Source organism: uncultured Caulobacter sp. (assembly GCF_947036865.1).
In the GTDB taxonomy this organism is placed as follows: Bacteria; Pseudomonadota; Alphaproteobacteria; order Caulobacterales; family Caulobacteraceae; genus Caulobacter.
On sequence record NZ_CAMQSF010000018.1, the window covers coordinates 46,335 to 69,003 of the forward strand.

A 22,669-nucleotide genomic window follows, 5' to 3' on the forward strand; every position below is an offset into this window, starting at 1 on the left:
CGATACGACAACAACGGGAATGGGGTATCTCATGGCGTCTCAGGGCGGCGGCAGCACGGACACGACGGAAAACAACGACGTCGATATCCTTGGACTTAGCGCCGAGATCGTGGCGGCCTATGTCGGCCAGAACACCGTCGCCCAGACGGCTATTCCGGAGCTCATCCGCACGGTCCACGAGGCCCTGAGCGCGCTGAGCAATGGCGTGGAAGCGCCCCGGCCCGCCGAAAAGGCCAAGCCCGCCGTGCCGGTCGGCCGCTCGGTGCAGCACGACTACATCATCTGCCTCGAGGACGGGAAGAAGTTGAAGATGCTGAAGCGCTACCTGCGCTCGCACTACGACATGAGCCCCGAGGAATACCGCCGCAAGTGGGGTCTGCCGCCCGAATATCCGATGGTCGCGCCGGCCTATGCCGCTCGTCGCTCGGACTTCGCCAAGAAGATCGGCCTGGGCAAGGGCGTGCGTCGCGGCAGCTGAGCGCGCCTGGATCGCCGCCGACGCGAACGCCGCCGGCTTCCGGCGGCGCTTGTCGTTTCGAGGGGGCGCGGCGGGGGCGATGACGAAGGTTGACGCTGTCCTTTAGGCCGCGTGGCCGCCCATGCGGGCCACGTTGCAGTGGGCCCAGAGCTTTTCCATGGCCGCGACCAGCTTGCGCATCATGTCGTCGGTATGGAACGGCGTCGGGGTGAAGCGCAGGCGCTCGGTGCCGCGCGGCACGGTCGGATAGTTGATCGGCTGCACATAGACGCCGAAATCGGCCAGCAGCATGTCGCTGATCATCTTGCAGTGCACCGGATCGCCGACCAGCACCGGAACGATGTGGCTGTCGTTGTCCATCACCGGCAGGCCGGCGGCCTTGAACATGCCCTTCAGGGTCGCCGCGCGCTCCTGATGGATCTCGCGAACCTCGGGGTGAGCCTTCAGCCAGCGGACGCTGGCCAGCGCGCCGGCCGTCAGGGCCGGCGGCAACGAGGTCGTGAAGATGAAGCCCGAGGCCATCAGACGGATCGCGTCGATCACCTCGGCGTCGCCGGCGATATAGCCGCCCATGACGCCGAACGCCTTGCCCAGCGTGCCCTCGATGATGTCGATCTGGTCCATCAGGCCGTCGCGCTCGGCGACGCCGCCGCCGCGCGGGCCGTACATGCCGACCGCGTGGACCTCGTCCAGATAGGTCATCGCGCCGTACTTCTTGGCCAGGGCGATGGTGCCGGCGATGTCGGCGATGTCGCCGTCCATCGAATAGACGCTCTCGAAGGCGACCAGCTTGGGCGCGTCGGCCGGGGCCGCGGCCAGCAGCTCTTCCAGGTGCGCCAGATCGTTGTGCTTGAAGATCTTGCGCGGACCGCCGCCGTTGCGGATGCCGGCGATCATCGAGGCGTGGTTCTGCTCGTCGGAGAAGATGATCAGGCCCGGCAGGATCTTCTGCACCACCGACAGCGAGGCCTCGTTCGAGACATAGCCCGAGGTGAACAGCAGCGCGGCGTCCTTGCCGTGCAGGTCGGCCAGCTCGGCTTCCAGCAGAACGTGGTCGTGGTTGGTGCCGGAGATGTTCCGCGTGCCGCCCGAGCCCGAGCCGTGCGCGTCGACGGCGGCCTTCATGGCGTCCATCACCACCGGGTTCTGACCCTGGCCGAGATAGTCGTTGCTGCACCAGACCACGACTTCACGTTCCGAGCCGTCCTGGCGGGTCCAGGTGGCGCGCGGGAACTGGCCGCGTTGACGCTTCAGATCGGCGAAGACCCGGTATCGGCCCTCTTCGCGGATCTGGTCGACGGCGCTGCGGAACGCGGCTTTGTAGTCCATGTCGATCTCTAAACCGGCGGCCGGCGAGGCCGGCGGTCCCCTAACTCAAGCCCGAGCTTTTCGCACCACGCGTCCACGGTGTCCATCTAGGGGCGTTTACCTAAGAAACTCAATGACGCGAATGGACGCACGCCCTTCGTCAATGAACAGCTCTCGGAACGCCTTGAGCTGATTCACGAGAGGCTGGAAAGCTTTCCGCGCAGCATCTGGATGACCGCGGAGAAGTCCTTGCCGCCGAAGCCGTTGGCGTCGAACAGCGCGTACAGCGCCTCGGCCTGCGCGCCCATCGGCGTCGAGGCGCCGGCTTTGGCGGCCGCCTCTTGGGCCAGCTTAAGGTCCTTCAGCATCATCGCGGTGGCGAAGCCGCCCTCGTAAAGGCGGTCCGCCGGCGTCTGGGGTCCCACGCCCTCGACCGGACAGTAGGTGGTGATCGACCAGCACTGGCCGGACGACTTGCTGGCGATCTCGAAGAAGCGGTCGGCCGCCAGCCCCAGCTTCTCGGCCAGGGCGAAGGCCTCGCAGGTCCCGAGCATCGACACGCCCAGCAGCATGTTGTTGCAGATCTTGGCCGCCTGCCCCGCTCCGTGATCGCCGGCGTGGATCGTCACGCGGGACATCGGCGCCAGGGCCGCCTCGACCTCGGCGAAGTCGCCGGCGTCACAGCCGACCATGAAGGCCAGGGTTCCGGCCTCGGCGGCCATCACCCCGCCCGAGACCGGCGCGTCGGCGAAGCGGAACCCCGCCGCCCGGGCCTCGCGGGCCACCGCGCGGGCGCTCTCAACGTCGATGGTCGAGCAGTCGATCAGCAGGGCCGACTTCGGCGCCTGGACGAGGATCTGCTCGCCATAGACCGCGCGCACGTGCGGGCCGGCCGGCAGCATGGTGATCACCACCTCGGCGTCGGCCACGGCCTCGGCGACCGATGCCGCCGCGTGACACCCCGCCGCCGCCGCCCGTTCGACGGCCGCCCGGGAGAGATCGAAGGCGCGAACCGCGTGACCGGCCTTGGCCTGGTTGGCCGCCATGCCGCCGCCCATGTTGCCCAGGCCGATGAAGGCGATGCGGGTCATTGTGAAGCTCCCTGCAAAAGCGAACCGCGCCTCGTTGGGCGCGGCTCTTATCGTTGAAGACGGGGGTCCGGCGCCTAGCGGGCGTTGGCCGGCTTGCGGAACTTGAAGACGAACTGGTCGGTCTTGCCGCGGATGCCGGCGTCGCGGACGTTGGTCTTTCGGGAGTCGGCCGGATTGCGCAGCACCCGGCTCTCGCCTTCGAAAATGAAACCGGCGGCCGTCACTTCGGACTTCACGACGGCCGCGTCGATCCGGTGCAGGGTGTCGGTGTCGCGCAGGCCCGAGCCCGCCTCGGCGGAATGGTCGATAACCATGTAGACGCCGCCCGGCTTCAAGGCCTTGAAGATCTGGCGGTTCACCACCGACAGATCGGCGGGGCCCATGAATTTGTCGTGCATGTCGTGATAGTTCTGGGCCGTGAACACCAGATCCAGCTTCTCCGGCGCGGCGAAGTTCGGCAGCGTGTTCAGCACCACCTTGACGTTCGAATAGGCCGGATCGCGGGCGATGGCGTTCACCGCCGGCTCGCGGTTGGCGATCTTGGTCAGCTCGTCGGGGACATAGGCGTAGACCGCGCCTCGCGGCCCGACCGCCTTGGAGAAGATGCGGGTGAAATAGCCGCCGCCGGGGATCAGGTCGGCGACCTTGGCGCCGGGCCTGACGCCCGCGAAGGCCAGCACCTCGCCCGGATGGCGGTCGGCGTCGCGGACCATGTCGGCGGCGGGCCGGGACGGGTCGCTGAGCGCGGCGGCGATGTTGGCCGGCAGGGCGACGGCGGCCGCGCCCGACGACGGCGGAGGCGGCGGCGGCGGTCCCATCATCGGCTCGGTGGCGCAGGCGGCGAGGCCCAGCACGGCGACCAAACTGAGAAGCGGCTTACGCATGGCGATCCTTCCGAACGGGCGTGTTCTTGTTGAGAGTGACGTTAGCCTAGGCGCGCGGCGGTCGAAAGTACGAGCCTTCCCTCGCGACGCGCTGGCGCCAGGGTAAATCCCGTTCATTGGTTTCCGATGACACACCCGCACGGGGGATCGCTAGGACAGCGGCGACCATTCCTCGCCCGCCGGCAGGGGCGCGAAGATCTCGTCGAGCATAGCGTCCGACACGCCCTCCAGCGTGGCCGGGTTCCACTTCGGGGCGTTGTCCTTGTCGACGATCACCGCCCGCACGCCCTCGATGAAGTCGTGCTTCATCACCACCCGCGAGCCGATCCGGTACTCCATGGCCATGTTGTCGGCGAAGTCGGTCATGGCCGCGCCGCGCTTCAGCTGCTCGAAGGCGACCTTCAGCGTCTGTGGCGACTTGGTCTTCATGACCTCCAGCTGGGCCTTGCCCCAGTCGCTGGAGTCGAGGGTCAGGAACTCGACGATTTCCTCGACGCTCTCCCCGACGAACAGGCGGTTGAGATCCTGTTCGAAGCCCAGCAGCGAGGCCTTGCCGGCGTCGGCCCGGTACTTGCGCAGGGTCTCGTCGATGCGGCGGGGGTCGGCGATGATCGCCTTCTTCAGCCCCTCGGTCGCGCCGAACTCGACGAAGTGGGTGGCGATCCCCAGGCGCATGCAGTCCGCGCCCTTCAGCCGCGCGCCGGTCAGGGCGAGCCAAAGCCCCGCCTTGCCCGGCAGGCGCGGCAGGTACCAGCCGCCGCCGACATCGGGGAACAGGCCGATGCCGGTCTCGGGCATGGCGAAGGTCGTGCGCTCGGTGGCGATCCGGACGTGCGCCGGCATCGAGATCCCGACCCCGCCGCCCATGACGACGCCGTCCATCACCGCCACGACCGGCGTCTCGTAGGTGAACAGCAGGTGGTTCAGCTGATACTCGGTGTGGAAGAACCGCCGGGCCTCGACGCCGTCCTTGGCGCCGCTGTCGGCCAGCATGCGGATGTCGCCGCCGGCGCAGAAGCCGCGCTCGCCCGCGTGGTCGATCAGGACCATGTAGATCTCGGGATCGTCGGCCCAGTCCAGCAGCGCGCCGATCATCGTCTCGCACATGGAGAGGGTCAGGGCGTGCAGCGCCTTCGGGCGATTGAGCGTGATACGGCCGACATTCTTCTCGACGCGGATCAGGACTTCGGGCTCTTCGGTCATGGGGGTCCTAGACGGGTTCGGCGACGGGGGCGCAGTCGAAGCGGTCGATCTGGCCGCCCTTCAGGCGATAGACGGCGTCTTGCGGGATATCCTGCGCCAGGGTCTCGGCCTTGGAGAGCCCGGCATAGAGGCCCCGCAGCAGCCGGCCGGCCACGCCGTGGCTGACCACGATCAGCCGACGCTCGGGTTCCGGGGCCTGCTCGCTCAGCCAGTCGCTCAAGCGGGCGATCATGACTTCATAGGTCTCGCCGCCCGGCGCGTGGAAGCCCCAGGCGTCGTCGCCGAGAAGGTGAGGGTTCTCGCCCCTCACCTCCTCCCGCAGCCGGTTGGACCATTCGCCGACGTCGATCTCCACCAAGCGCTCGTCCGTCGCCACGGGCAGCCCGAGGCGCGCGCCGATCGTCTCGGCCGTGTCCCGCGCCCGCCGCAAGGGGCTGGCGACGATCCGCCAGTCGGCGGGAGGCTCGCGCGAGATCAGGTCGAACAGCAGATCGCCCATCGCCGCCGCCTGGGCCCTGCCCAGCGGGGTAAGGTCCGACTCCAGCCGGCCCTGAAGCCGACCCTCGCGATTGTGGAAGGTCTGGCCGTGGCGGCAGAGATAGATCATCGAACGCTCGTTCCTCTCGTCGCGTAGGCCAGCTTCGTATAGGCGACCGCCGCGAAAAGGAATGACGCCCCGATGCCGATGAGGACCAGCCAGTTGGGCGGATAGGTCCAGGAATTGGCCTCGAACGGCGTGATGTTCATCGGCGGCTCCAGCGCGGCCTCGATGATGCTATAGGCTTGGTGCGCGAACTTCAGGATGACCGGCGGCCCGGCGACAAGCAGCGGGAACGCCCTCTCCCGCGCCAACAGCCTCGTCAGCCACCAGCCGAGGACGATGAACGGAGAGCCGATCAGTCCGATGAGGCCAACGCCCATCAGCAATTCCGGCGCGGACACCTCCCCCATCCTAAAAACGCTATCCGCATCGAGCCCCTGGCGAAACCCGGCCACGAAATACATGGTCAGGACCAGACAAACGCCCAGCAAGAGAGCGGACACCGCCAGCGCGATCCAGGACCACGGCGGGCGGCCTGACGTCATTGCCGGAACATCTCGCGGGCGATGATGACGCGCATGATCTCGTTGGTGCCTTCCAGGATCTGGTGCACCCGCAGGTCGCGCACGAGGCGCTCTAGCGGATAGTCCTGCAGGTAGCCGTAGCCGCCGTGCAGCTGCAAGGCGTCATTGGCCACCTGGAAGCCGGCGTCGGTGGCGAAGCGCTTAGCCATGGCGCACAGCTTGGTCGCCTCGGGATGGCGGCTGTCCAGCGCGTGGGCCGCGCGGCGCACCATCAGGCGGGCGGCCTCCAACTCGGTGGCCATGTCGGCCAGCTTGAACTGCAGGGCCTGGAAGTCCTTCAGAGGCCGTCCGAACTGGTTGCGCGTCTCCAGATAGGCCTTGGCCGTATCGAGCGCGAACTGGGCGCCGCCCAGCGAGCACGAGGCGATGTTCAGCCGCCCGCCGTCCAGGCCCATCATCGCGAAGCGGAAGCCCTCGCCTTCCTGGCCGATGCGGTTCTCGACCGGCACGCGGCAGTTGTCGAAATTGACCTGGGCGGTCGGCTGGGCGTTCCAGCCCATCTTGCGCTCGTTGGCGCCGAAGCTCAGGCCCTCCATGCCCTTCTCGACCACGAAGGCCGAGACGCCCTTGGCGCCGTCGCCGCCGGTCCGGGCCATCACGACATAGACGTCCGACACCCCGCCGCCCGAGATGAAGGCCTTACCGCCGTTCAGCACATAATGGTCGCCGTCCAGCTTGGCCGTCGTGCGCATCGCCGCCGCGTCCGAGCCCGAGCCCGGCTCGGTCAGGCAGTAGCTGGCGATCAGCTCCATGCTGGTCAGGCGCGGCAGGTAGCGCTGGCGCAGGTCGTCCGAGCCGAAGCGATCGATCATCCACGAGGCCATGTTGTGGATGGTCAGGTAGGCCGCCACCGGCACGTCGCCGTAGCTCAGGGCCTCGAAGATGATCGAGGCGTCCAGCCGCGACAGGCCGCTGCCGCCGACGTCCTCGTTCACATAGATCCCGGCGAAGCCGAGTTCGGCGGCCTGACGCAGCACATCGACCGGGAAATGCTTCTGCTCGTCCCACTCGGCGGAATGCGGGGCAAGCTGTCCCTCCGCGAACGCGCGAGCCGCGTCCTGGATCGCGACCTGGTCTTCGTTCAGCGCGAAATCCATGCGCACTTCCTTCCCATTCGGGGCAGAACCCGCCCTCGCCTTCTTGGCCGCTGAGGTGACGCGCCAGGGGCCGACTGTCAATCGTGCCGCGACGTCTTTCCGGCGCGTGGAGCGGGTGTGACCTGAAATCCTCCGTTACACGACTTGAATCGGCCGCGGCGCCACACCCTCTTGATAATCAAGATCATTCGCTCCAAATCCCGTCGCTCGGGAAGGCGTCCCCTCACAATCCTATTGCTCCATCGACTATGCGTTTCGTGAAACTTGCACTGACCGCCTGCGGGGCGGCCCTGGCGGTGGCGGCGGCCACGACTCCGGCCCAGGCGGCCGGCGGCGGCGACATCGCGCGCAGCTATGGCGTCTGGCGCAATCCGCACAACACCGTGCACCTGGAAATCAAGGACTGCGGCCCCAGCACCTGCGGCGTCGTCGTCTGGGCCAGCCCCAAGGCCGAGGCCGACGCGCGCAAGTCGGGCACGGACACCCTGATCGGCAAGCAGCTGCTGCGCGACTTCGAGACGCAACGCGACGGCTCGATGAAGGGCCGCGTCTGGGTGCCGACCCTGAAGGTCACGCTGGTCGGCTCGGCCGACATCGTGGACTCGCGCACCATGCGGGCCCGAGGCTGCGTGATCGGCAACTTCCTGTGCAAGTCGCAGCTTTGGACCCGCATCGACAGCCCGTCGATGCTGGCGGATCGCACCGCGCCGTAAGACGCCCTCGGGCGGTCGAAAACACCGCTTGATTCAGCGCAAACGGCGCACCACCCTCCAAGTGTACGTTGATCACCTAGGCGTCCGCAGAGACGCCGCGTCAACGCGGCCGCCCGACGGCCAGCATGGGAGGAACGCATGACCGAAGCGGCGACGCTTCCAAAGACCGCGCCCGACGCGGCCACGCGGCATTTCGACGTCATCATCGTCGGCGCGGGCATATCGGGGATCGGCAGCGCCTATCATCTCCAGACCCAGCGGCCTGGAACGACCTTCGCCATCCTCGAAGCGCTGGACGACTTCGGCGGCACCTGGCGGACCCACACCTATCCGGGCATTCGGTCCGACAGCGACCTCTACACCTTCGGCTATCGCTTCAAGCCCTGGGTCGGCCCGCCGATCGCCACCGCGGCCGAGATCCTGAGCTATATGGGCGAGGTGATCGCCGAGAACGATCTGGCCCGCCATATCCGCTACCGCCGTCGCATCGAAAGCGCCCGCTGGTCGTCGGACAAGAAGCTGTGGACGCTGGAGGTCACCGGCCCGGACGGCCTGGAGACCTACACCACCAACTTCCTGTGGATGTGCCAGGGCTATTACCGGCACGCCATGGGCTACACGCCCGACTGGCCGGGGATGAACGACTACAAGGGTCGCATCGTCCACCCGCAGACCTGGCCCAAGGACCTCGACCTGAAGGACAAGAAGGTCGTGGTCATCGGCTCGGGCGCCACCGCCGCGACCCTGGTCCCCAACATCGCCGGCGACTGCGCGCATCTGACCCTGCTGCAGCGCTCGCCGACCTATTTCGTGCCCGGCCGCAACGAGAACGATCTGGCCAACACCCTGCGCCAGTTGCAGGTCGACGAGACCTGGATCCACGAGATCGTCCGCCGCAAGGCCCTGTTCGACCAGCACGACTTCACCCGCCGCTCTATCGAGGAGCCGGAGGCCGTCAAGGCCGAGCTGCTGGAGGGCGTGAAGATGTTCCTCGGCCCCGACTTCGACATCGAAAAGCACTTCACGCCCCGCTACCGCCCCTGGCGCCAGCGGATCGCCTTCGTGCCCGACGGCGACCTCTTCCAGGGCATCGCCTCGGGCAAGGCCTCGGTGGTCACCGACGAGATCGAGCGCTTCACCGAAACCGGGATCCTGCTGAAGTCCGGGCAGACGCTGGAGGCCGACGTGATCGTCACGGCGACCGGCTTCGACCTCAGCGTGCTGGGCGACATCGCCTTCGAGGTCGACGGCCAGCCCCTCGACTTCGCCAAGACGGTCACCTATCGCGGCATGATGTTCACCGGCCTGCCGAACCTCGTCTGGGTGTTCGGCTATTTCCGCGCCAGCTGGACCCTGCGCGCCGACATGATCGGCGACTTCGTCTGTCGCCTGCTGGCCCACATGCAGGAGAAGGGCGCCAAGCAGGTCGAGGTCGCGCTGCGGCCGCAGGACGCCGACATGAAGATCGGTCCGTGGATCGATCCCGAGGACTTCAATCCCGGCTATCTGATGCGCGGCATGCACCTCCTGCCCCAGGCCGGCGACAAGCCCGAATGGCGTCACACCCAGGACTATTGGACCGAGAAGGATGTGTTTCCGGCTATCGACCTGGACGACGCGGCCTTCCGCTATTCGTGAGCCTTAAGGGGGCCGGCGACCTTGCCTCGCGCGGCGGCGCGGTTCAAATCAGCGCCATGACCGTGCCGCCCCTCGCTCCCTATCCGCACTCGCGCCTGCGCCGCCTGCGCCAGACCGACTGGACCCGCCGCCTCGTCCGCGAGAGCGAGGTGCGGCCGTCCGACTTGATCTGGTCGATGGTGGTGCACGAGGGCGAAGGCACGATCCCCGTCGCCTCGATGCCCGGCGTCGAGCGCCTCTCGGTCAAGGACGCCGCCAAGGCCGCCGTGCGCGCCCGCGACCTGGGCATCCCGGCCATCGCCATCTTTCCGCACATCGACGGCGCCCGGAAGGACGCGGCCGGCTCGATCGCCGCCGACCCGGACGGCGTCATCCCGCGCGCGGTCAAGGCCATGAAGGACGCCGCCCCCGAGGTCGGGATCATGTGCGACGTGGCGCTGGACCCTTTCACCGACCACGGTCACGACGGCGTTGTCGAGGGCGGCAAGATCCTCAACGACGCCACCATCGACCGCCTGATCGAACAGGGCCTGATGCAGGCGGAAGCCGGGGCCGACATCCTCGCCCCGTCCGACATGATGGACGGCCGCATCGGCAAGCTGCGCGCGGCGCTGGAGGCCGCCAGCCACCAGGACGTGATGATCATGTCCTACGCGGCCAAGTACGCCTCGGCCTTCTACGGCCCGTACCGCGACGCGATCGGCTCGGCGAAGCTCGCGGGCGGCCAGGGCGACAAGAAGACCTACCAGATGGACCCGGCCAACACCGAGGAAGCCATCCGCGAGGTCGCCCTCGACATCGCCGAGGGCGCCGACATGGTCATGGTCAAGCCGGGCATGCCGTATCTCGACATCGTCCGCCGCCTGGTCGAGACCTTCCGCATGCCGACCTACGCCTTCCAGGTGTCGGGCGAGTACGCGATGATCATGGCCGCCGCCCAGAACGGCTGGATCGACAAGGACCGCGCCATCCTGGAGAGCCTGACCGCCTTCAAGCGCGCCGGCGCGGCCGGGATCATCACCTATTTCGCGCCCTGGGCGGCGGAACGCCTCGGCGCTTGACCCGCGTCCTCGACATCGTCACCGCCGTGATCCGCGACGAGGCCGGCCGCCTGCTGCTGGTGCGCAAGCGCGGAACCACGACCTTCATGAAGCCCGGCGGCAAGCGCGACGCCGGCGAGGACGATCTGACCACCCTGGCCCGCGAGCTCGAGGAGGAGCTGGGCTGCCGGCTGGTCGCCGCCGAGCTGCTGGGCCATTTCAGCGCCCCGGCCGCCAACGAGGCCGGGTTCACCGTCCAGTCGGCGACCTATCTGGCGACCGTGGAAGGCGACATCGCGCCCCGCGCGGAGATCGAGGAAATCCGCTGGACGGATCCGGCGGCGCCCGGCGACCTGCGCCTGGCGCCGCTGCTGACGGAGCAGGTGCTTCCGGCGCTACTTCATCGTCCTTAGAAACTTGATCAGGGGCGTGAAATAGGCCTCCTGATCGTCGTACATCGCCAGGTGCGAGCCGTTCGGCGCCAGGGCGTACTGGCCCTTGGGCAGCTTCTTGGCCATGGCGGCCATGTAGGCTGGATCCATGGTGTCGTACTTGGCGGCGATGACCAGGGTCGGGACGTTGATCTTGGCCAGGTCCTCGAAGCGATCCCAGTTCACCAGGCGCCCGCCCGCGCCCAGTTCGCTAGGCCCCTGCATCAGCGAATAGAGCTCATAGTTCAGGTGCGAGAACGAGCGCACGACCGGCTCGGGCCATTCGGACTGCGGGCGCCGCAGGATATGTTTCTCATAGTGCATGGGGACCAGGATCTCCATGTAGCGGGGATCGGTGGTCTTGCCGGAGGCCTCGATCGCCTTCACCTCGGCCAGCAGCTTCTGGTCCATCTGCGGGGCCAACACCTTGTCGGCGTAAGCCTGGTAGGCCGGGATCGAAGCCACCATGTTCGAGATGACCATGCACTTCAGGTTGGCCTGGTATTTCAGCGCGTATTCCATGGCCAGGATGCCGCCCCAGCTGTGGCCCAGGACGCAGAAGTTGTCGCGCGTCAGGCCCAGGCTCTTGCGGACCTGCTCCACCTCCTCGACGAACCGATCCAGCTGCCAGAGGTCGGTGTCCGTGGGCTTGTCGCTGTTTCCCGAGCCCAGCTGGTCGTAATAGATGTACTCGACGCCCTCGCGCGGCAGGTAGCTGTCGAAAACCTCGAAATATTCATGCGTCGCGCCCGGCCCGCCGTGCAGCAACAGGAGTTTCAGCTTCGGATTATTGCCGACCCGCTTGGTCCAGACGCGGAACTTGCCCTTGGGCGTGTCGATGTCGACCATCTTGACGCCGCCCTGCCAGGCGTCGGCCCGGCCGGTGTTATCGTAGTAGCTGGCTGGCGGCGTCTGGCGCGCCATAGCCGGCGAGCCCGCCAAGCCCAGCGCCCCCGCCAGGGCCAGCGCGGCCATGGCGGCCGTAATCAATCTCCGCATGTCGTCCCCCTCGGATGCCTACGGCGCGCGAGCATGCCCGAGGATGGCGGCGGGTCAAGCCGGGCGGACGGCGGCGCTCAGCCGGCCCTGGATCAGCTCCAGCGCCATCTCGCGCGGGCGGCCCGGCGGGCGGCCCAGAAGCTCGGCCAGGGTCGGGCCGAACAGCCCCACCCCCACGGCCAGCACGATATTCAGCAGGATGAAGTCGATCACCGTCTCGCGCGGCACGGCCAGATCCTTGGCCAGCCGCGTCTCGACCACCCGGTCGACGACCTCGCGCACAAGGGTCATGCGCCGCCCCTCGCCCGTCATTTCCAGCCACGCCGCCAGCCGCGCCGCGCCCTTGGCTTCGAAGGCCTCGAACAGGGCCTGGGCCCCGAACCCCGGCGTCGCGTCTCCGGAGTCGAAGCCGGTGATCACCCGGTCCGCCAGGCTCTGGATCATCCGCTCCATCAGCGCCGTCTCGACCCCGCCGATCGAGCCGAAGTGGTGGATGACATTGGCGTGCACGACTCCGGCGGCCTTGGCCACGTCGGCCAGCTTGAGCGCCTGCGGCCCCTGCTCGACCAGGATCGCCTCGGCGGCGGCCAGGATGTTCTCGCGCGCCGCCTCGGGCGAGCGGCGGACGCGGGTCTTCGGAGCGGGCGACGACTCTATTGACATTTTTGTCAGTATAACTCACTCTGCGCCTAACGACAGGCTGACCCAGCCCTAATCCGGCGGAGCGCGAAACGCCATGACCGACACCAAGACCACCCCGACCGACCTCGACGTCAAGCCGCGCGACATCAGCTTCGCGCTGGAGGACGCCCGCAAAGGCCACTGGCTGGGCGGCGACCCCGTGGGCACGGCGGTGTTCAACGCCCTGTCCCTGACCTTCCCCGACGGCGAGCGGCTGTTCATGGACGCGGTCAAGAACTACCGCCACCTGCTGAGCGGCAAGCTGCTGGACGACGCCAAGGGCTTCATCGCCCAGGAAGCCATCCACTCGCGCGAACACCATCAGCTGAACAGCCTAATCGACCGCGACCGCTATCCGGTGGCCGAGATCGAGGACATGGTTCGCCAGCGCGTCAAGTTCGCCCGCGAGCGCGGCAAGATGGCGATGCTGGTCTCGACCATCGCGCTCGAGCACTTCACGGCCATGATGGCCGAGATGCACGCCCGCCACCGCGACCTGTTCGACGACACCCCGCCCGGCGTCGAGCAGCTGTGGCGCTGGCACGCGATGGAAGAGACCGAGCACAAGGCCGTGGCCTATGACGTCTTCCTGCAGGCGACCAAGGACTGGTCGCCGCTGAAACGCTACATGGTCCGCTGCCGGGCGATGGTCTTCGTGACGATCATGTTCACCCGCAACATCAGCCGCTACGCCGCCCGCCTGCTGGAGGCCGACGGCTATACGCCCGAGGCGGCGCTGAAGGCCGTCAAGCGGTTCGTCTGGGGCGATCCGGGCATCTTCCGGCGTGGCTGGAAGACCTATTTCGCCTGGTACCGCCCCGGCTTCCATCCGTGGGATCAGGACGACCGCGAAGCCTTCGCCGACTGGAAGGCCGAGTTCGACGCGGCGGTCGCCTAGCCAGGAAAAGCCTCGCATTGTAGTGTCGGGTCGTCGACGCGCATAACTTGCGCGGCTTGGGGGGCTCGACATGCGTTCGCGCGCGCTTTCGTCCGTGATGATCCTGGGAGGGGCGCTCATCGCCCTCCTCGCCTGCCAACAACAGCCGAAGGCGTCGCCCGGCGCTCAATTGGCCTGGGCCTATCCCAAGGGCCCGAAGGAAGACCTGCCGCCCTACCCCGCCGGCGAGCTGCATGTTCCGGGGAGCACGGTCACCTACACCGGCGAGGCGCTGAACAAGGGCGGCGGCCCGCCCGACTGGTTCCCGCAAAACCATCCGCCCGCGCCCCAGATCGTCGCCAAGGGCCGCGACGGCGTCACGGCCTGCGCCGAGTGCCACCGCATCGGCGGCGACGGTTACAACGGCACGACCGACCTCGCCGGGCTGAAGGCCGAGTACATCGTTCAGCAGATCCAGGAATTCCGCTCGGGCCGCCGCCACTCGTGGGAAGCCGGTCGCCCGGCGGTCGAAGAGATGATCGGCATCGCCCGCAAGGTCAGCGACGCCGACGCCCAAGCCGCCGCCGCCTATTTCTCGGCCCTGCCGCGCATCCCGCACACCCGCGTGGTCGAGGGCGACACGGCCCCGGCCGCGCGCGGCAGCTATTACGGCTGGATGCAGCCGGTCCCGGGCCAGCCGGCCAGGCCGCTGAACGGCCAGGTCGTCGAGCTCGACGCGGATTGGAACCGGGCGCTGCTGGCCGATCCGAACTCGCCCCTCGTCATCTACGCGCCGGTAGGCTCGACCGCCGCTGGCGAGGCCCTGGTCCGGTCCGGCGGCCCCAACGGCCAGGCCTGCTCCGCCTGCCACGGCCCAAGCCTGAAGGGTTCGGCCATCGCCCCGCCCTTGGCCGGCCGCTCGGCGGCGTACCTCGCGCGGCAGCTGCTGGACATCAAGACGGGCGCCCGGAGCGGTCCGGCCGTGGCCCAGATGCAGGGGCCGGCCCAGGGTCTCGACGACACGCAGATCCGCGACATCGCGGTGTATGCGGCGTCGCTGACGCCGTAGATCCGCCCTCGCCCTTCGACAGGCTCAGGGTGAGGGCTATTGCAAGCCGCCGAGTAGAAACCTCACCCTGAGCTTGTCGAAGGGCGGGGTTTCGGTTCCTCGCCCCTACCCCGCGATCAGCCCGAAGTCCGCCACCTGGCCCATCGCCTCCCGCACGGCCGCCAGGGTCTTCAGGCGGTTGTCGCGGTGCTCGGGGTCATTGACGAACACGCCGTCCAGATAGGCGTCGACCGGGCCGCGCAGGCCGGCCAGCTGGGCCATGGCGCCGGTGAAGTCCTCGCGGGCCAGGGCGTCGGCCAGCGGGCCCTTCAGGACGCGCAAAGCATCGTAGAGCTGGACCTCGGCGGCGCTGTCGGCGGCCGGGGCCTCCGGCTCGCCGGTCGGCAGCGCGCCCTTCTTCTCCTCGGCTTTCAGGATGTTCGACGCGCGCTTGTAGCCGGCCAGCAGGTTCTTGCCGTCGTCGGTCTTCAGGAAGCCATCCAGCGCCTCGACCCGAGCGACGATGCGGGCGAGGTCGTCGTCGCCCAAGGCGAACACGGCGTCGACGAGGTCGTGACGCTTGCCCTGGTCGCGGAGGGTGACTTTGAGGCGGTCGGCGAAGAAGGCGAGTACATCGTTCGCCACTGAAACCGAAAAGTCCCCAAGCGACGGCGCATCCTGACGGAATTCTCGCGCCTGAAGCGAGAGGGTATATTTCAGCTCATTCCGCTGAACGGATCGGGCAAGAACTGTTTGAAGCGGAATACGAGCGCCGCTTTCCAGAATAATCCGGATCACCCCCAGCGCCGCCCGACGCAGCGCATACGGGTCCTTGCTACCGGTCGGCTTCTCGTCGATCGCGAAGAAGCCCACCAGGGTGTCCAACTTGTCCGCCAGCGCCACCGCCACGCTCACCGTCGCGGTCGGCACGGCGTCGCTCGGCCCTTGCGGCTTGTAGTGGTCGCGCACGGCGTCGGCGATCTCGCTGTCCATCCCGAACTGGCGGGCATAGTAGCCGCCCATGATCCCCTGCAGCTCGGGGAACTCGCCGACCATCTGCGAGGCCAGGTCCGCCTTGGCCAGGCGCGCGGCTTCCTTGGTCTTGGCGACATCGGCGCCGACCAGCGGGGCGATCTCGCCCGCCAGGGCGACGATCCGCTCCACGCGCTGCGCCATCGTCCCGAGCTTGGCGTGGAAGGTCACGCCGTTCAGCTTCTCCAGCCAGGGTTCGAAGCCGACCTTGACGTCCTCGTCCCAGAAGAACCGGGCGTCGGACAGGCGCGAGGACAGCACCTTGGCGTTGCCGGCCGCGATCACCGCGCCGCCGTCGGCCGCCTGGATGTTGGCGATGGTGATGAAGTGCGGGGCCAGACCCTCTTCGCCGGCCTTGCGAACGGCGAAGTACTTCTGGTGCGTGCGCATCGAGGTGCGGATCACCTCTGGCGGCAGGTCGAGGAACGCCGGGTCCATGTCGCCCAGCACCGGCGTCGGCCATTCGGCCAGACCCGCGACTTCCTCAAGCAGTCCCTGGTCCTCGACCAGTTCGAGGTGACGCGCGAAGCACAGGGTCTTGCAGCCCTCGAGGATGCGCTGCTTGCGCTCCTCGACGTCCAGCACGACGAAATGCGCTTCCAGGCCCGCGGCGTATTCGTCGAAGTCCTTGGCGACGAACGGCTGACCGTCGCCCATGAAGCGGTGGCCCTCGGTGACGTCGCCGCTCGGGATGCCCTCGATAGCGAACGGCACGACCTCGCGGTCCAGCACGCACAGGATGCGCTTCAGCGGCCGCACCCAGCGCAGCTTCTTGGTCCCCCAGGTCATCGACTTGGGCCAGGGGAAACCGCGCACGATCGCCTCGACCATCTCGGCGACGATCTCGGCCGTCGGGCGACCCTTCTTGTCGATGAAGGCCATATAGACGCCGTCGCGCTCGACCAGCTGGTCCTGTGAGAGGCCCGTCTTGCGCAGGAAGCCTTCCATGGCCTGCGGCGGGGCGCCGACGCGCGGGCCCTTGAGCTCTTCCCGGCGGTCGGCCTGAGCCAGCGGCAGGCCTTCGGCCACCAGGGTCAGGCGGCGCGGGCCGGCGAAGGTCTTCAGGGCCTCGGGCAGGAAGCCGGCGGCGGCCAGGTGCTCGCGCGCCATCCGCTCCAGGTCCTTGGCGGCCTGGGCCTGCATGCGGGCGGGGATCTCTTCCGAGAACAGTTCGAGGAGAAGCTGGGGCATGGGACTTTACGCGGCTTCCTGCTGATCGACCCAGGCCTGGGCGCAAAGCTTGCAGAGGTCGCGGATGCGGCCGATGTAGCTGGCGCGCTCGGCGACGGCGATCGCGCCGCGGGCGTTCATCAGATTGAAGAGGTGGCTGGCCTTCAGGACCATGTCGTAGGCGGGCAGCACCAGGGCCTTGTTCTGGTACGAGCGGGCCAGCATCAGCGGGACCTGCTCTTCCATCTGCTCGAACTGCTGCTTCAGCACCGCGACGTCATAGCCGTGGAAATTGGCTTCCGACTGCTGGCGCTCGTTCTCCAGGAACACCTCGCCATAGCTGGTCGCGCCGAGCGGCGAGTCCGGATCGTTGAACGGCAGGTCATAGACGTTGTCGACGCCGAATACGTACATGGCCAGGCGCTCCAGGCCGTAGGTCAGCTCGCCGGCCACCGGCGAGACGTCCAGGCCGCCGACCTGCTGGAAGTAGGTGTACTGCGACACCTCCATGCCGTCGCACCAGACCTCCCAGCCCAGGCCCCAGGCCCCGACGGTGGGGTTCTCCCAGTCGTCCTCGACGAAGCGGATGTCGTGGGTGCGCAGGTCGAGGCCAATCGCGTCCAGCGAGCCGAGATAGAGATCCTGCATGTTCTCGGGGTTCGGCTTCAGGATCACCTGATACTGGTAATAGTGCTGCAGGCGGTTGGGGTTCTCGCCATAGCGGCCGTCGCCCGGACGGCGCGAGGGCTGCACATAGGCCGCGTTCCAGGGCTTGGGCCCCAGGGCGCGCAGGACCGTGGCCGGGTGCAGGGTCCCCGCCCCCACCTCGACGTCGTGCGGCTGCAGGATCACGCAGCCCTGCCGGCTCCAATAGTCATGGAGCGTCAGGATCAGGCTTTGGAACGACTTGGGTTTTTCGCGCGACATCGATCGAAGCAGGTCTGGGAAGGATCGGCGGCGACCGCGCGAGCCTTGCGTGAGTTCGAGGGCCAGGGAGAGCATGGCCCATCCAGCGGACGCCTGATTACACACTCCGGCGCTTCGGGCCAACAGCCGCGCCGCGCCTTTCTCGCGGGCGCCGGTTGCGCGCCGAGCGGGCGTCGCCGGACGCCGTGTCTCGAATCCTTCACCCCACGATCAACGTAGCGACACTTACGTCCCCTAGGGCCACGGAGCTTCACCGCAAAAATAAGGGGGTCCTCATGCGTTTTTCCAAATGGCTGGTGGCGTCGACCGCTATCGCCCTGTCCTTCGTCGGCGCGCAGCAAGCCGCCGCCCGCACCGAGACCGCGGCGACCACCGCCGCCAATACCGACGCCAGCGATAGCGTCGCGCTGGAACAGGTCATCGTCACCGCGGAAAAGCGCAGCGAGAACCTGCAAAACACCTCGATCGCCATCTCGGTCCTGACCGGCAAGGGCCTGGAAGATCGTCAGGTCGTGTCGCTGGCCGATCTGGGCGACGGCGCCGTGCCGTCGCTGAAGGTCGCGCCGTTCTTCTCGCGCCCGGGCGCGCTGATCATGAACGTCCGCGGCATCGGCGTCCTGTCGGACTCCAACCAGCCGGCCCGCGACCAAGGCGTCGGCATCTATGTCGACGGCGTCTATCTGGGCCGCCCGCAGGGCCTGGGCACCGCCCTCTACGACGTCGCCAACCTGGAAGTGCTGAAGGGTCCGCAAGGCACGCTGTTCGGCCGTAACACCGAAGGCGGCGCGGTCAGCATCACGACCAAGAAGCCGACCGGCGAGTTCGGCCTGGTGGCCAAGGCGGGCATCGCCAACTACAGCGGCTACAGCGCCGAAATGCACGTCGACCTGCCGGCCTTCGCCGGCGTCGCCGTCAAGCTCAGCGGCGTCGTGACGGGCCGCAACGGCTGGGTCAGCAACCCGCTGCCGTCGGCCTCGGACTTCGGCGGCGTCAACAAGCGCGCCCTGCGCGCCCGCGCCCTGTGGCGTCCGACCGACGACATCTCGGTCGACTACGCCTATGACACCGCCTTCGACTCGACCACCACGCTGTATCAGCAACTGCTCTCGCGCAGCACCTATCCGACGGCGCTGAAGACCCTGGCGGCCAACGTCGTCCAGTCCAGCCGCGCCAAGACCGCCTCGATCGGCACCGTGCAACAGCCCAGCGACGGCAACACCTGGGGTCACCGCCTGACCGCCGAGTGGAAGGCCGCGCCGAGCCTGACCCTGAAATCGATCACCGCCTATCGCGACCTGAAGCAGGGCCAGTACGACAACGGCTCGGTGGCCACCTCGCCGGGCGCCTACAACACCTCGGGCAATTTCCAGGGCGTCAATTTCGGCCGCTACAGCCTGGCCACCTTCAACCAGCTGCAGTTCAGCCAGGAATTCCAGATCATCGGCGACCTGCCGCGCCTGAAGTACGTCGCCGGCGCGCTGTACTATCACGAGAAGGTCACCGACGACGCCCGCACCTTCACCACCAACACGTCGACGGACGCGGCGGGCACGGGCAGCACGATCATCAACAACAACCTGGTCAGCTTCTCGGCCATCGCCCGGGCCAGCAAGGTCAACACCTCGAGCAAGGGCGTGTTCGGCCAGGCCACCTACACCCCGCCGGTGCTGGACGACGCCCTGCACGTCACGCTGGGCGCTCGCTGGACCCGCGACGAGAAGGTCGGCCAGCTCTATCTGGTCAACGGCAACCTGCCGGTGGTCAACGGCGTCGCCGCGCCGCGCAACCTGAACGCCAACTGGAAGCGCACCGACCCGCTGGTCAACGTCTCGTACGACCTGTCCAAGACCAACATGATCTACGCCAAGTACAGCACCGGCTATAAGTCGGGCGGCGCCAACTCGCGTTCGCTGGTCTATCTGCCGTTCAATCCCGAAACGACGACCATGTACGAAATCGGCTCGAAGAACGAGTTCTTCGACCGCCGCCTGCGCCTGAACCTGGCCGCCTATACCGGCCAGTACAAGGACATCCAGCTCGACTTCTCGGGTCAGTATGTCGGCCGCGACCCGGCGACCGGCCAGCTGGTCACCACGCTGCGCACCACCACCGAGACGATCAACGCGCCGGGCACGGGCAAGCTGAGCGGCTTCGAGGCCGACGCCGCCTTCGCCGCCACCGAGAACCTGACCCTGTCGGCCAACTTCGCCTACAACAAGGTCAAGATCCCGGCCACGCTGAACCCGTTCCCGCAGAACGTCAGCGGCACGCTGCAGCTGATCACGGTGCCGATCCCGATCTACCAGGTCTACACGCCGGAGAAGTCGGGCAGCGTCGCGATGGACTACGAGCGTCCGTTCATGGGCGCCAAGATCGTCGCCCACCTCGACGCCAACTACAGCGACGGCTTCTACGCCAACTATACCGACGTGGCGTACGACCCCACCACGCGCGCCGTGACGATCAAGCAGCCGAAGGGCGACTCGTCGTTCATCGTCAACGGCCGCATCTCGCTGGCCGAGATCCCGGCGGGCGACGGCAAGGCCGCCATCTCGCTGTGGTCGCGGAACCTCTTCAACGAGGCCCACGTCTTCTACCGCACCTTCAGCGACCTGCAGGGCGAGACCGGCTTCTACAACGAGCCGCGCACCTTCGGCTTCGAAGTCAGCGTGAAGATGTAAGCCTGATTCGAGGCTGATACGCGAAGAGCCCACGCCGCTCCGGCGTGGGCTCTTTTCTTTGGGCGATCGACGCCGGAGGCGGGTCTAGTTGCCCTTCGGCGCGGTGCGCTTGCCGGCGTTCGACTGCGGCGAGCCGTACTTGGCGCGGTTCTCGCGGGTGTCCGGCACCGGGCCGTTCGACACCACGTTGGCGTCGCCGGCCTTCAGCGTGGCCTGGGCCTCCGGCGATTGCGACGAGGTCGGCACGGCGCCCGAGGCGTTCACGCCGGCGGCCGGCGCGGCCATGGCCGACGGCGAGGCGGCGGGGTCGGCGGCCATGTCGGTGCTGGCCGCGGGCGTCGACGGCGTCGGGTTGGTCGAGGTCGTGGTCTGACCGGTCTGCTCGGTGGCCGAGACGTTCATCGTGGCGCCCGCGTCGGTCGCCGACGGGGTCGCCAGGGCCTGCAGGCCGGGAACGTCCTTGGGCAGCAGCACCTTGTCGACGACATGCAGGACGCCGTTGGTCGCCATCACGTCGGTCTGGGTGATCGTGGCGCCGTCGACCATCGGGGTCGCGCCGCTGCCATCCAGCAGCAGGGGCGAGCCCTCGACGCTTTTGACCTCGCCCTTGGCGCCCTTGATCTTGCTGGAATCCACCTTGGCGTTGATCAGGTGATAGGTCAGCACCTTCTGCAGCAGCGGCCCGTTCTCGGGCAGCATCAGCTTGTCGAGCTCGCCGGCCGGCAGGGCCGCGAAGGCCGCGTCGGTCGGGGCGAACAGGGTCAGGTTCTGGTTGGTCTTCAGAACGCTGGTCAGGTTCACCGCCGAGACGGCCTTCAGGAAGGTGTTGAACTGACCCGAGGCCTGGGCGGTCTGGATCAGGTCGCCCTTGGCCACGACGGGCGAGGCGGCGGCCGGCGCCTGGCCGGCGGGCGCGGCGGCGGTCATGTCTTGAGCCTGGGCGACGCCCGTCATCAGGGCGACCGCGGCGGCGGCGGTGAGGAGACGTTGGGTGATCATGGTCGAGTTCCTCTCGGTTCAGGCGGTTTACGCCCGGACCCGGGAGTCGGTTCCGCGATCACGGCCACGTGATCCCCGCCCTATTTGAAGAAGAATACCAGCGCCGCGCCACAGAAGATCAGGCCAAAGCCTAGCAGGGTCGTCCACTTCACGGCCTCGCCCAGATAGAAGTACGAGAACAGCGTGAAGACGATCAGCGTGATCGCCTCTTGGCCCGTCTTGAGCTGAGCCGTCGAATACACGTTATGCCCGATCCTGTTGGCGGGAACGGCCAGCAGATATTCGGGCAGCGCGATCAACCAGCTGGAAATGATCGCCACCGGCAGCGCCATCGGCTTGCCTTTCAGGTGACCGTACCAGGCGAACGTCATGAACATGTTCGACATGACCAGCATCAGCCAGGGCGCGATCTTCATAACCAGGGGCGACATCTCGGCGGGCTCTCCTTGGGGGCGGCGGGAAGCCTGAACGTATGGCGCCGCTGATCGGACGCGTCAGCCCCGCTCGTCCGCTCGAAACGCCGCTTTGCAGCGCAGGTGCGGCGCAACATGCACAGTTTTCAGGCGCCCGCTGCCTTTCCTTTCCAAAAGCTTGCGCCCGCGCCCCGTCATCGAACCGTCGCCGATAGCGTGGCCACGCCGGGGAAACGATGTGGCGCGTCTAGAGCGGCGTCGGCGGCGTGGGGGCGGTTTCGCTTCCGACAAACCAAGCAGGGCAAGCCCGCGGGACGGAGCAAGGCGGATGAAACTGATCATAGCGGTCGTCAAACCCTTCAAGCTGGACGAGGTGCGCGAGGCGCTCGTCGCCGCCGGCGTGGAAGGCCTGACGGTGTCGGAAGTGAAGGGCTACGGCCGGCAGAAGGGCCAGACCGAGATCTATCGCGGCGCGGAGTACCAGGTGAACTTCGTGCCGAAAGTGAAGCTGGAGGCGGTGGTGGACGATGCGTCGGCCGCCAAGGCCGTCGAGGCCGTCAAGGCCGCCGCGGCCACGGGCAAGATCGGCGACGGCAAGATCTTCGTCCTCAACGTCGAGGAAGCCGTCCGCATCCGCACCGGCGAAACCGGCTCGGCCGCGCTGTAACGCATCGGGAAACAGGGGATACCGACGATGACCTTCAAGTTCAAACCGCTGGCCGGGCTGATGCTCGCCGCGACCATCGCGGGGGCCCCGCTGGGGGCGACCGCCTTCGCGCAGACCGCCGCGGCCCCGGCCCCGGCCGCCGCCGCCCCCGCCGCGACTCCGGCGCC

General features: G+C 67.7%; 22 protein-coding genes. 9 read left to right on the forward strand and 13 right to left on the reverse strand.

The annotated features are described in order from the left end of the window. Positions 1–31: 31 nt before the first annotated feature. Positions 32–478: a MucR family transcriptional regulator gene (locus tag Q0V34_RS11770; RefSeq protein WP_297511938.1), complete on the forward strand. Its 447-nt coding sequence runs from the start codon at positions 32–34 to the stop codon at positions 476–478. Positions 479–580: 102 nt separating this feature from the next. Here the strand turns inward: Q0V34_RS11770 and hemA are convergent, their stop codons facing one another. The 7 genes from hemA to Q0V34_RS11805 all read right to left on the reverse strand — a co-directional run bounded on the left by hemA (position 581) and on the right by Q0V34_RS11805 (position 7,192). Then, positions 581–1,807: a 5-aminolevulinate synthase gene (gene hemA, locus Q0V34_RS11775; protein WP_297511940.1), complete on the reverse strand. Its 1,227-nt coding sequence runs from the start codon at positions 1,805–1,807 to the stop codon at positions 581–583. Positions 1,808–1,980: 173 nt separating this feature from the next. Beyond that, positions 1,981–2,877: a 3-hydroxyisobutyrate dehydrogenase gene (mmsB, locus tag Q0V34_RS11780; RefSeq protein WP_297511942.1), complete on the reverse strand. Its 897-nt coding sequence runs from the start codon at positions 2,875–2,877 to the stop codon at positions 1,981–1,983. A 74-nt stretch (positions 2,878–2,951) separates the two neighbouring features. After that, a complete protein-coding gene (locus Q0V34_RS11785; protein ID WP_297511944.1) occupies positions 2,952–3,761 on the reverse strand; it encodes a class I SAM-dependent methyltransferase in 810 nt (269 codons plus the stop codon). A 150-nt stretch (positions 3,762–3,911) separates the two neighbouring features. Further along, entirely contained in the window at positions 3,912–4,964 is a 1,053-nt protein-coding gene (locus Q0V34_RS11790) for an enoyl-CoA hydratase/isomerase family protein (RefSeq protein ID WP_297511945.1), read from the reverse strand. A 7-nt stretch (positions 4,965–4,971) separates the two neighbouring features. Beyond that, positions 4,972–5,571 (reverse strand): histidine phosphatase family protein, encoded by a 600-nt coding sequence (locus tag Q0V34_RS11795; protein ID WP_297511947.1) that lies wholly within the window; start codon positions 5,569–5,571, stop codon positions 4,972–4,974. Continuing rightward, entirely contained in the window at positions 5,568–6,050 is a 483-nt protein-coding gene (locus tag Q0V34_RS11800) for a hypothetical protein (RefSeq protein ID WP_297511949.1), read from the reverse strand. The genes Q0V34_RS11795 and Q0V34_RS11800 overlap by 4 nt, the downstream gene beginning before the upstream one ends. Further along, positions 6,047–7,192 carry an isobutyryl-CoA dehydrogenase gene (locus tag Q0V34_RS11805; RefSeq protein ID WP_297511951.1) on the reverse strand — a complete coding sequence of 382 codons (1,146 nt, stop codon included), beginning with the start codon at positions 7,190–7,192 and terminating at the stop codon, positions 6,047–6,049. The genes Q0V34_RS11800 and Q0V34_RS11805 overlap by 4 nt, the downstream gene beginning before the upstream one ends. Before the next feature lie 242 nt (positions 7,193–7,434). Between Q0V34_RS11805 and Q0V34_RS11810 the strand changes: the two genes are divergently transcribed. The 4 genes from Q0V34_RS11810 (at position 7,435) to Q0V34_RS11825 (ending at position 10,990) form a co-directional block, all read left to right on the forward strand. After that, positions 7,435–7,899, forward strand: a complete 465-nt coding sequence (locus Q0V34_RS11810) for a DUF2147 domain-containing protein (RefSeq protein WP_297511953.1) — start codon at positions 7,435–7,437, stop codon at positions 7,897–7,899. 138 nt (positions 7,900–8,037) lie between these two features. After that, positions 8,038–9,537, forward strand: a complete 1,500-nt coding sequence (locus tag Q0V34_RS11815) for an NAD(P)/FAD-dependent oxidoreductase (protein WP_297511955.1) — start codon at positions 8,038–8,040, stop codon at positions 9,535–9,537. 56 nt (positions 9,538–9,593) lie between these two features. Next, entirely contained in the window at positions 9,594–10,598 is a 1,005-nt protein-coding gene (gene hemB / locus Q0V34_RS11820; RefSeq protein WP_297511957.1) for a porphobilinogen synthase, read from the forward strand. Then, positions 10,595–10,990 carry an NUDIX domain-containing protein gene (locus Q0V34_RS11825; RefSeq protein ID WP_297511959.1) on the forward strand — a complete coding sequence of 132 codons (396 nt, stop codon included), beginning with the start codon at positions 10,595–10,597 and terminating at the stop codon, positions 10,988–10,990. Before hemB ends, Q0V34_RS11825 begins: the two co-directional genes overlap by 4 nt. Here the strand turns inward: Q0V34_RS11825 and Q0V34_RS11830 are convergent. Beyond that, positions 10,973–12,007 carry a proline iminopeptidase-family hydrolase gene (locus tag Q0V34_RS11830; RefSeq protein ID WP_297511960.1) on the reverse strand — a complete coding sequence of 345 codons (1,035 nt, stop codon included), beginning with the start codon at positions 12,005–12,007 and terminating at the stop codon, positions 10,973–10,975. The genes Q0V34_RS11825 and Q0V34_RS11830 overlap by 18 nt on opposite strands. A gap of 54 nt (positions 12,008–12,061) precedes the next feature. Further along, positions 12,062–12,670, reverse strand: a complete 609-nt coding sequence (locus Q0V34_RS11835; protein ID WP_297511962.1) for a TetR/AcrR family transcriptional regulator — start codon at positions 12,668–12,670, stop codon at positions 12,062–12,064. 73 nt (positions 12,671–12,743) lie between these two features. On the opposite strand from Q0V34_RS11835, the gene Q0V34_RS11840 reads away from it, so the two are divergent. Together Q0V34_RS11840 and Q0V34_RS11845 are read left to right on the forward strand one after the other, a co-directional pair. Beyond that, positions 12,744–13,586 (forward strand): metal-dependent hydrolase, encoded by an 843-nt coding sequence (locus tag Q0V34_RS11840; RefSeq protein WP_297511964.1) that lies wholly within the window; start codon positions 12,744–12,746, stop codon positions 13,584–13,586. A gap of 70 nt (positions 13,587–13,656) precedes the next feature. Then, positions 13,657–14,634: a c-type cytochrome gene (locus tag Q0V34_RS11845; protein ID WP_297511966.1), complete on the forward strand. Its 978-nt coding sequence runs from the start codon at positions 13,657–13,659 to the stop codon at positions 14,632–14,634. A 105-nt stretch (positions 14,635–14,739) separates the two neighbouring features. Here the strand turns inward: Q0V34_RS11845 and glyS are convergent, their stop codons facing one another. Both glyS and Q0V34_RS11855 read right to left on the reverse strand, forming a co-directional pair. After that, the gene (gene glyS / locus Q0V34_RS11850; protein WP_297511968.1) at positions 14,740–16,836 is read right to left on the reverse strand and encodes a glycine--tRNA ligase subunit beta; all 2,097 of its coding nucleotides are present in this window, start codon (positions 16,834–16,836) and stop codon (positions 14,740–14,742) included. 6 nt (positions 16,837–16,842) lie between these two features. Next, positions 16,843–17,742: a glycine--tRNA ligase subunit alpha gene (locus Q0V34_RS11855; protein ID WP_297511979.1), complete on the reverse strand. Its 900-nt coding sequence runs from the start codon at positions 17,740–17,742 to the stop codon at positions 16,843–16,845. A 275-nt stretch (positions 17,743–18,017) separates the two neighbouring features. Between Q0V34_RS11855 and Q0V34_RS11860 the strand changes: the two genes are divergently transcribed. Next, the gene (locus Q0V34_RS11860; protein ID WP_297511970.1) at positions 18,018–20,423 is read left to right on the forward strand and encodes a TonB-dependent receptor; all 2,406 of its coding nucleotides are present in this window, start codon (positions 18,018–18,020) and stop codon (positions 20,421–20,423) included. An 84-nt stretch (positions 20,424–20,507) separates the two neighbouring features. Here Q0V34_RS11860 and Q0V34_RS11865 read toward each other — a convergent pair whose 3' ends face one another. Together Q0V34_RS11865 and Q0V34_RS11870 are read right to left on the reverse strand one after the other, a co-directional pair. After that, positions 20,508–21,422 (reverse strand): fasciclin domain-containing protein, encoded by a 915-nt coding sequence (locus Q0V34_RS11865; RefSeq protein WP_297511972.1) that lies wholly within the window; start codon positions 21,420–21,422, stop codon positions 20,508–20,510. A gap of 80 nt (positions 21,423–21,502) precedes the next feature. Next, positions 21,503–21,853, reverse strand: coding sequence for a DMT family protein (locus Q0V34_RS11870; protein WP_297511974.1), 351 nt, complete (start codon positions 21,851–21,853; stop codon positions 21,503–21,505). 310 nt (positions 21,854–22,163) lie between these two features. Between Q0V34_RS11870 and Q0V34_RS11875 the strand changes: the two genes are divergently transcribed. Beyond that, the gene (locus Q0V34_RS11875; RefSeq protein WP_004623580.1) at positions 22,164–22,502 is read left to right on the forward strand and encodes a P-II family nitrogen regulator; all 339 of its coding nucleotides are present in this window, start codon (positions 22,164–22,166) and stop codon (positions 22,500–22,502) included. Positions 22,503–22,669 lie beyond the last annotated feature (167 nt).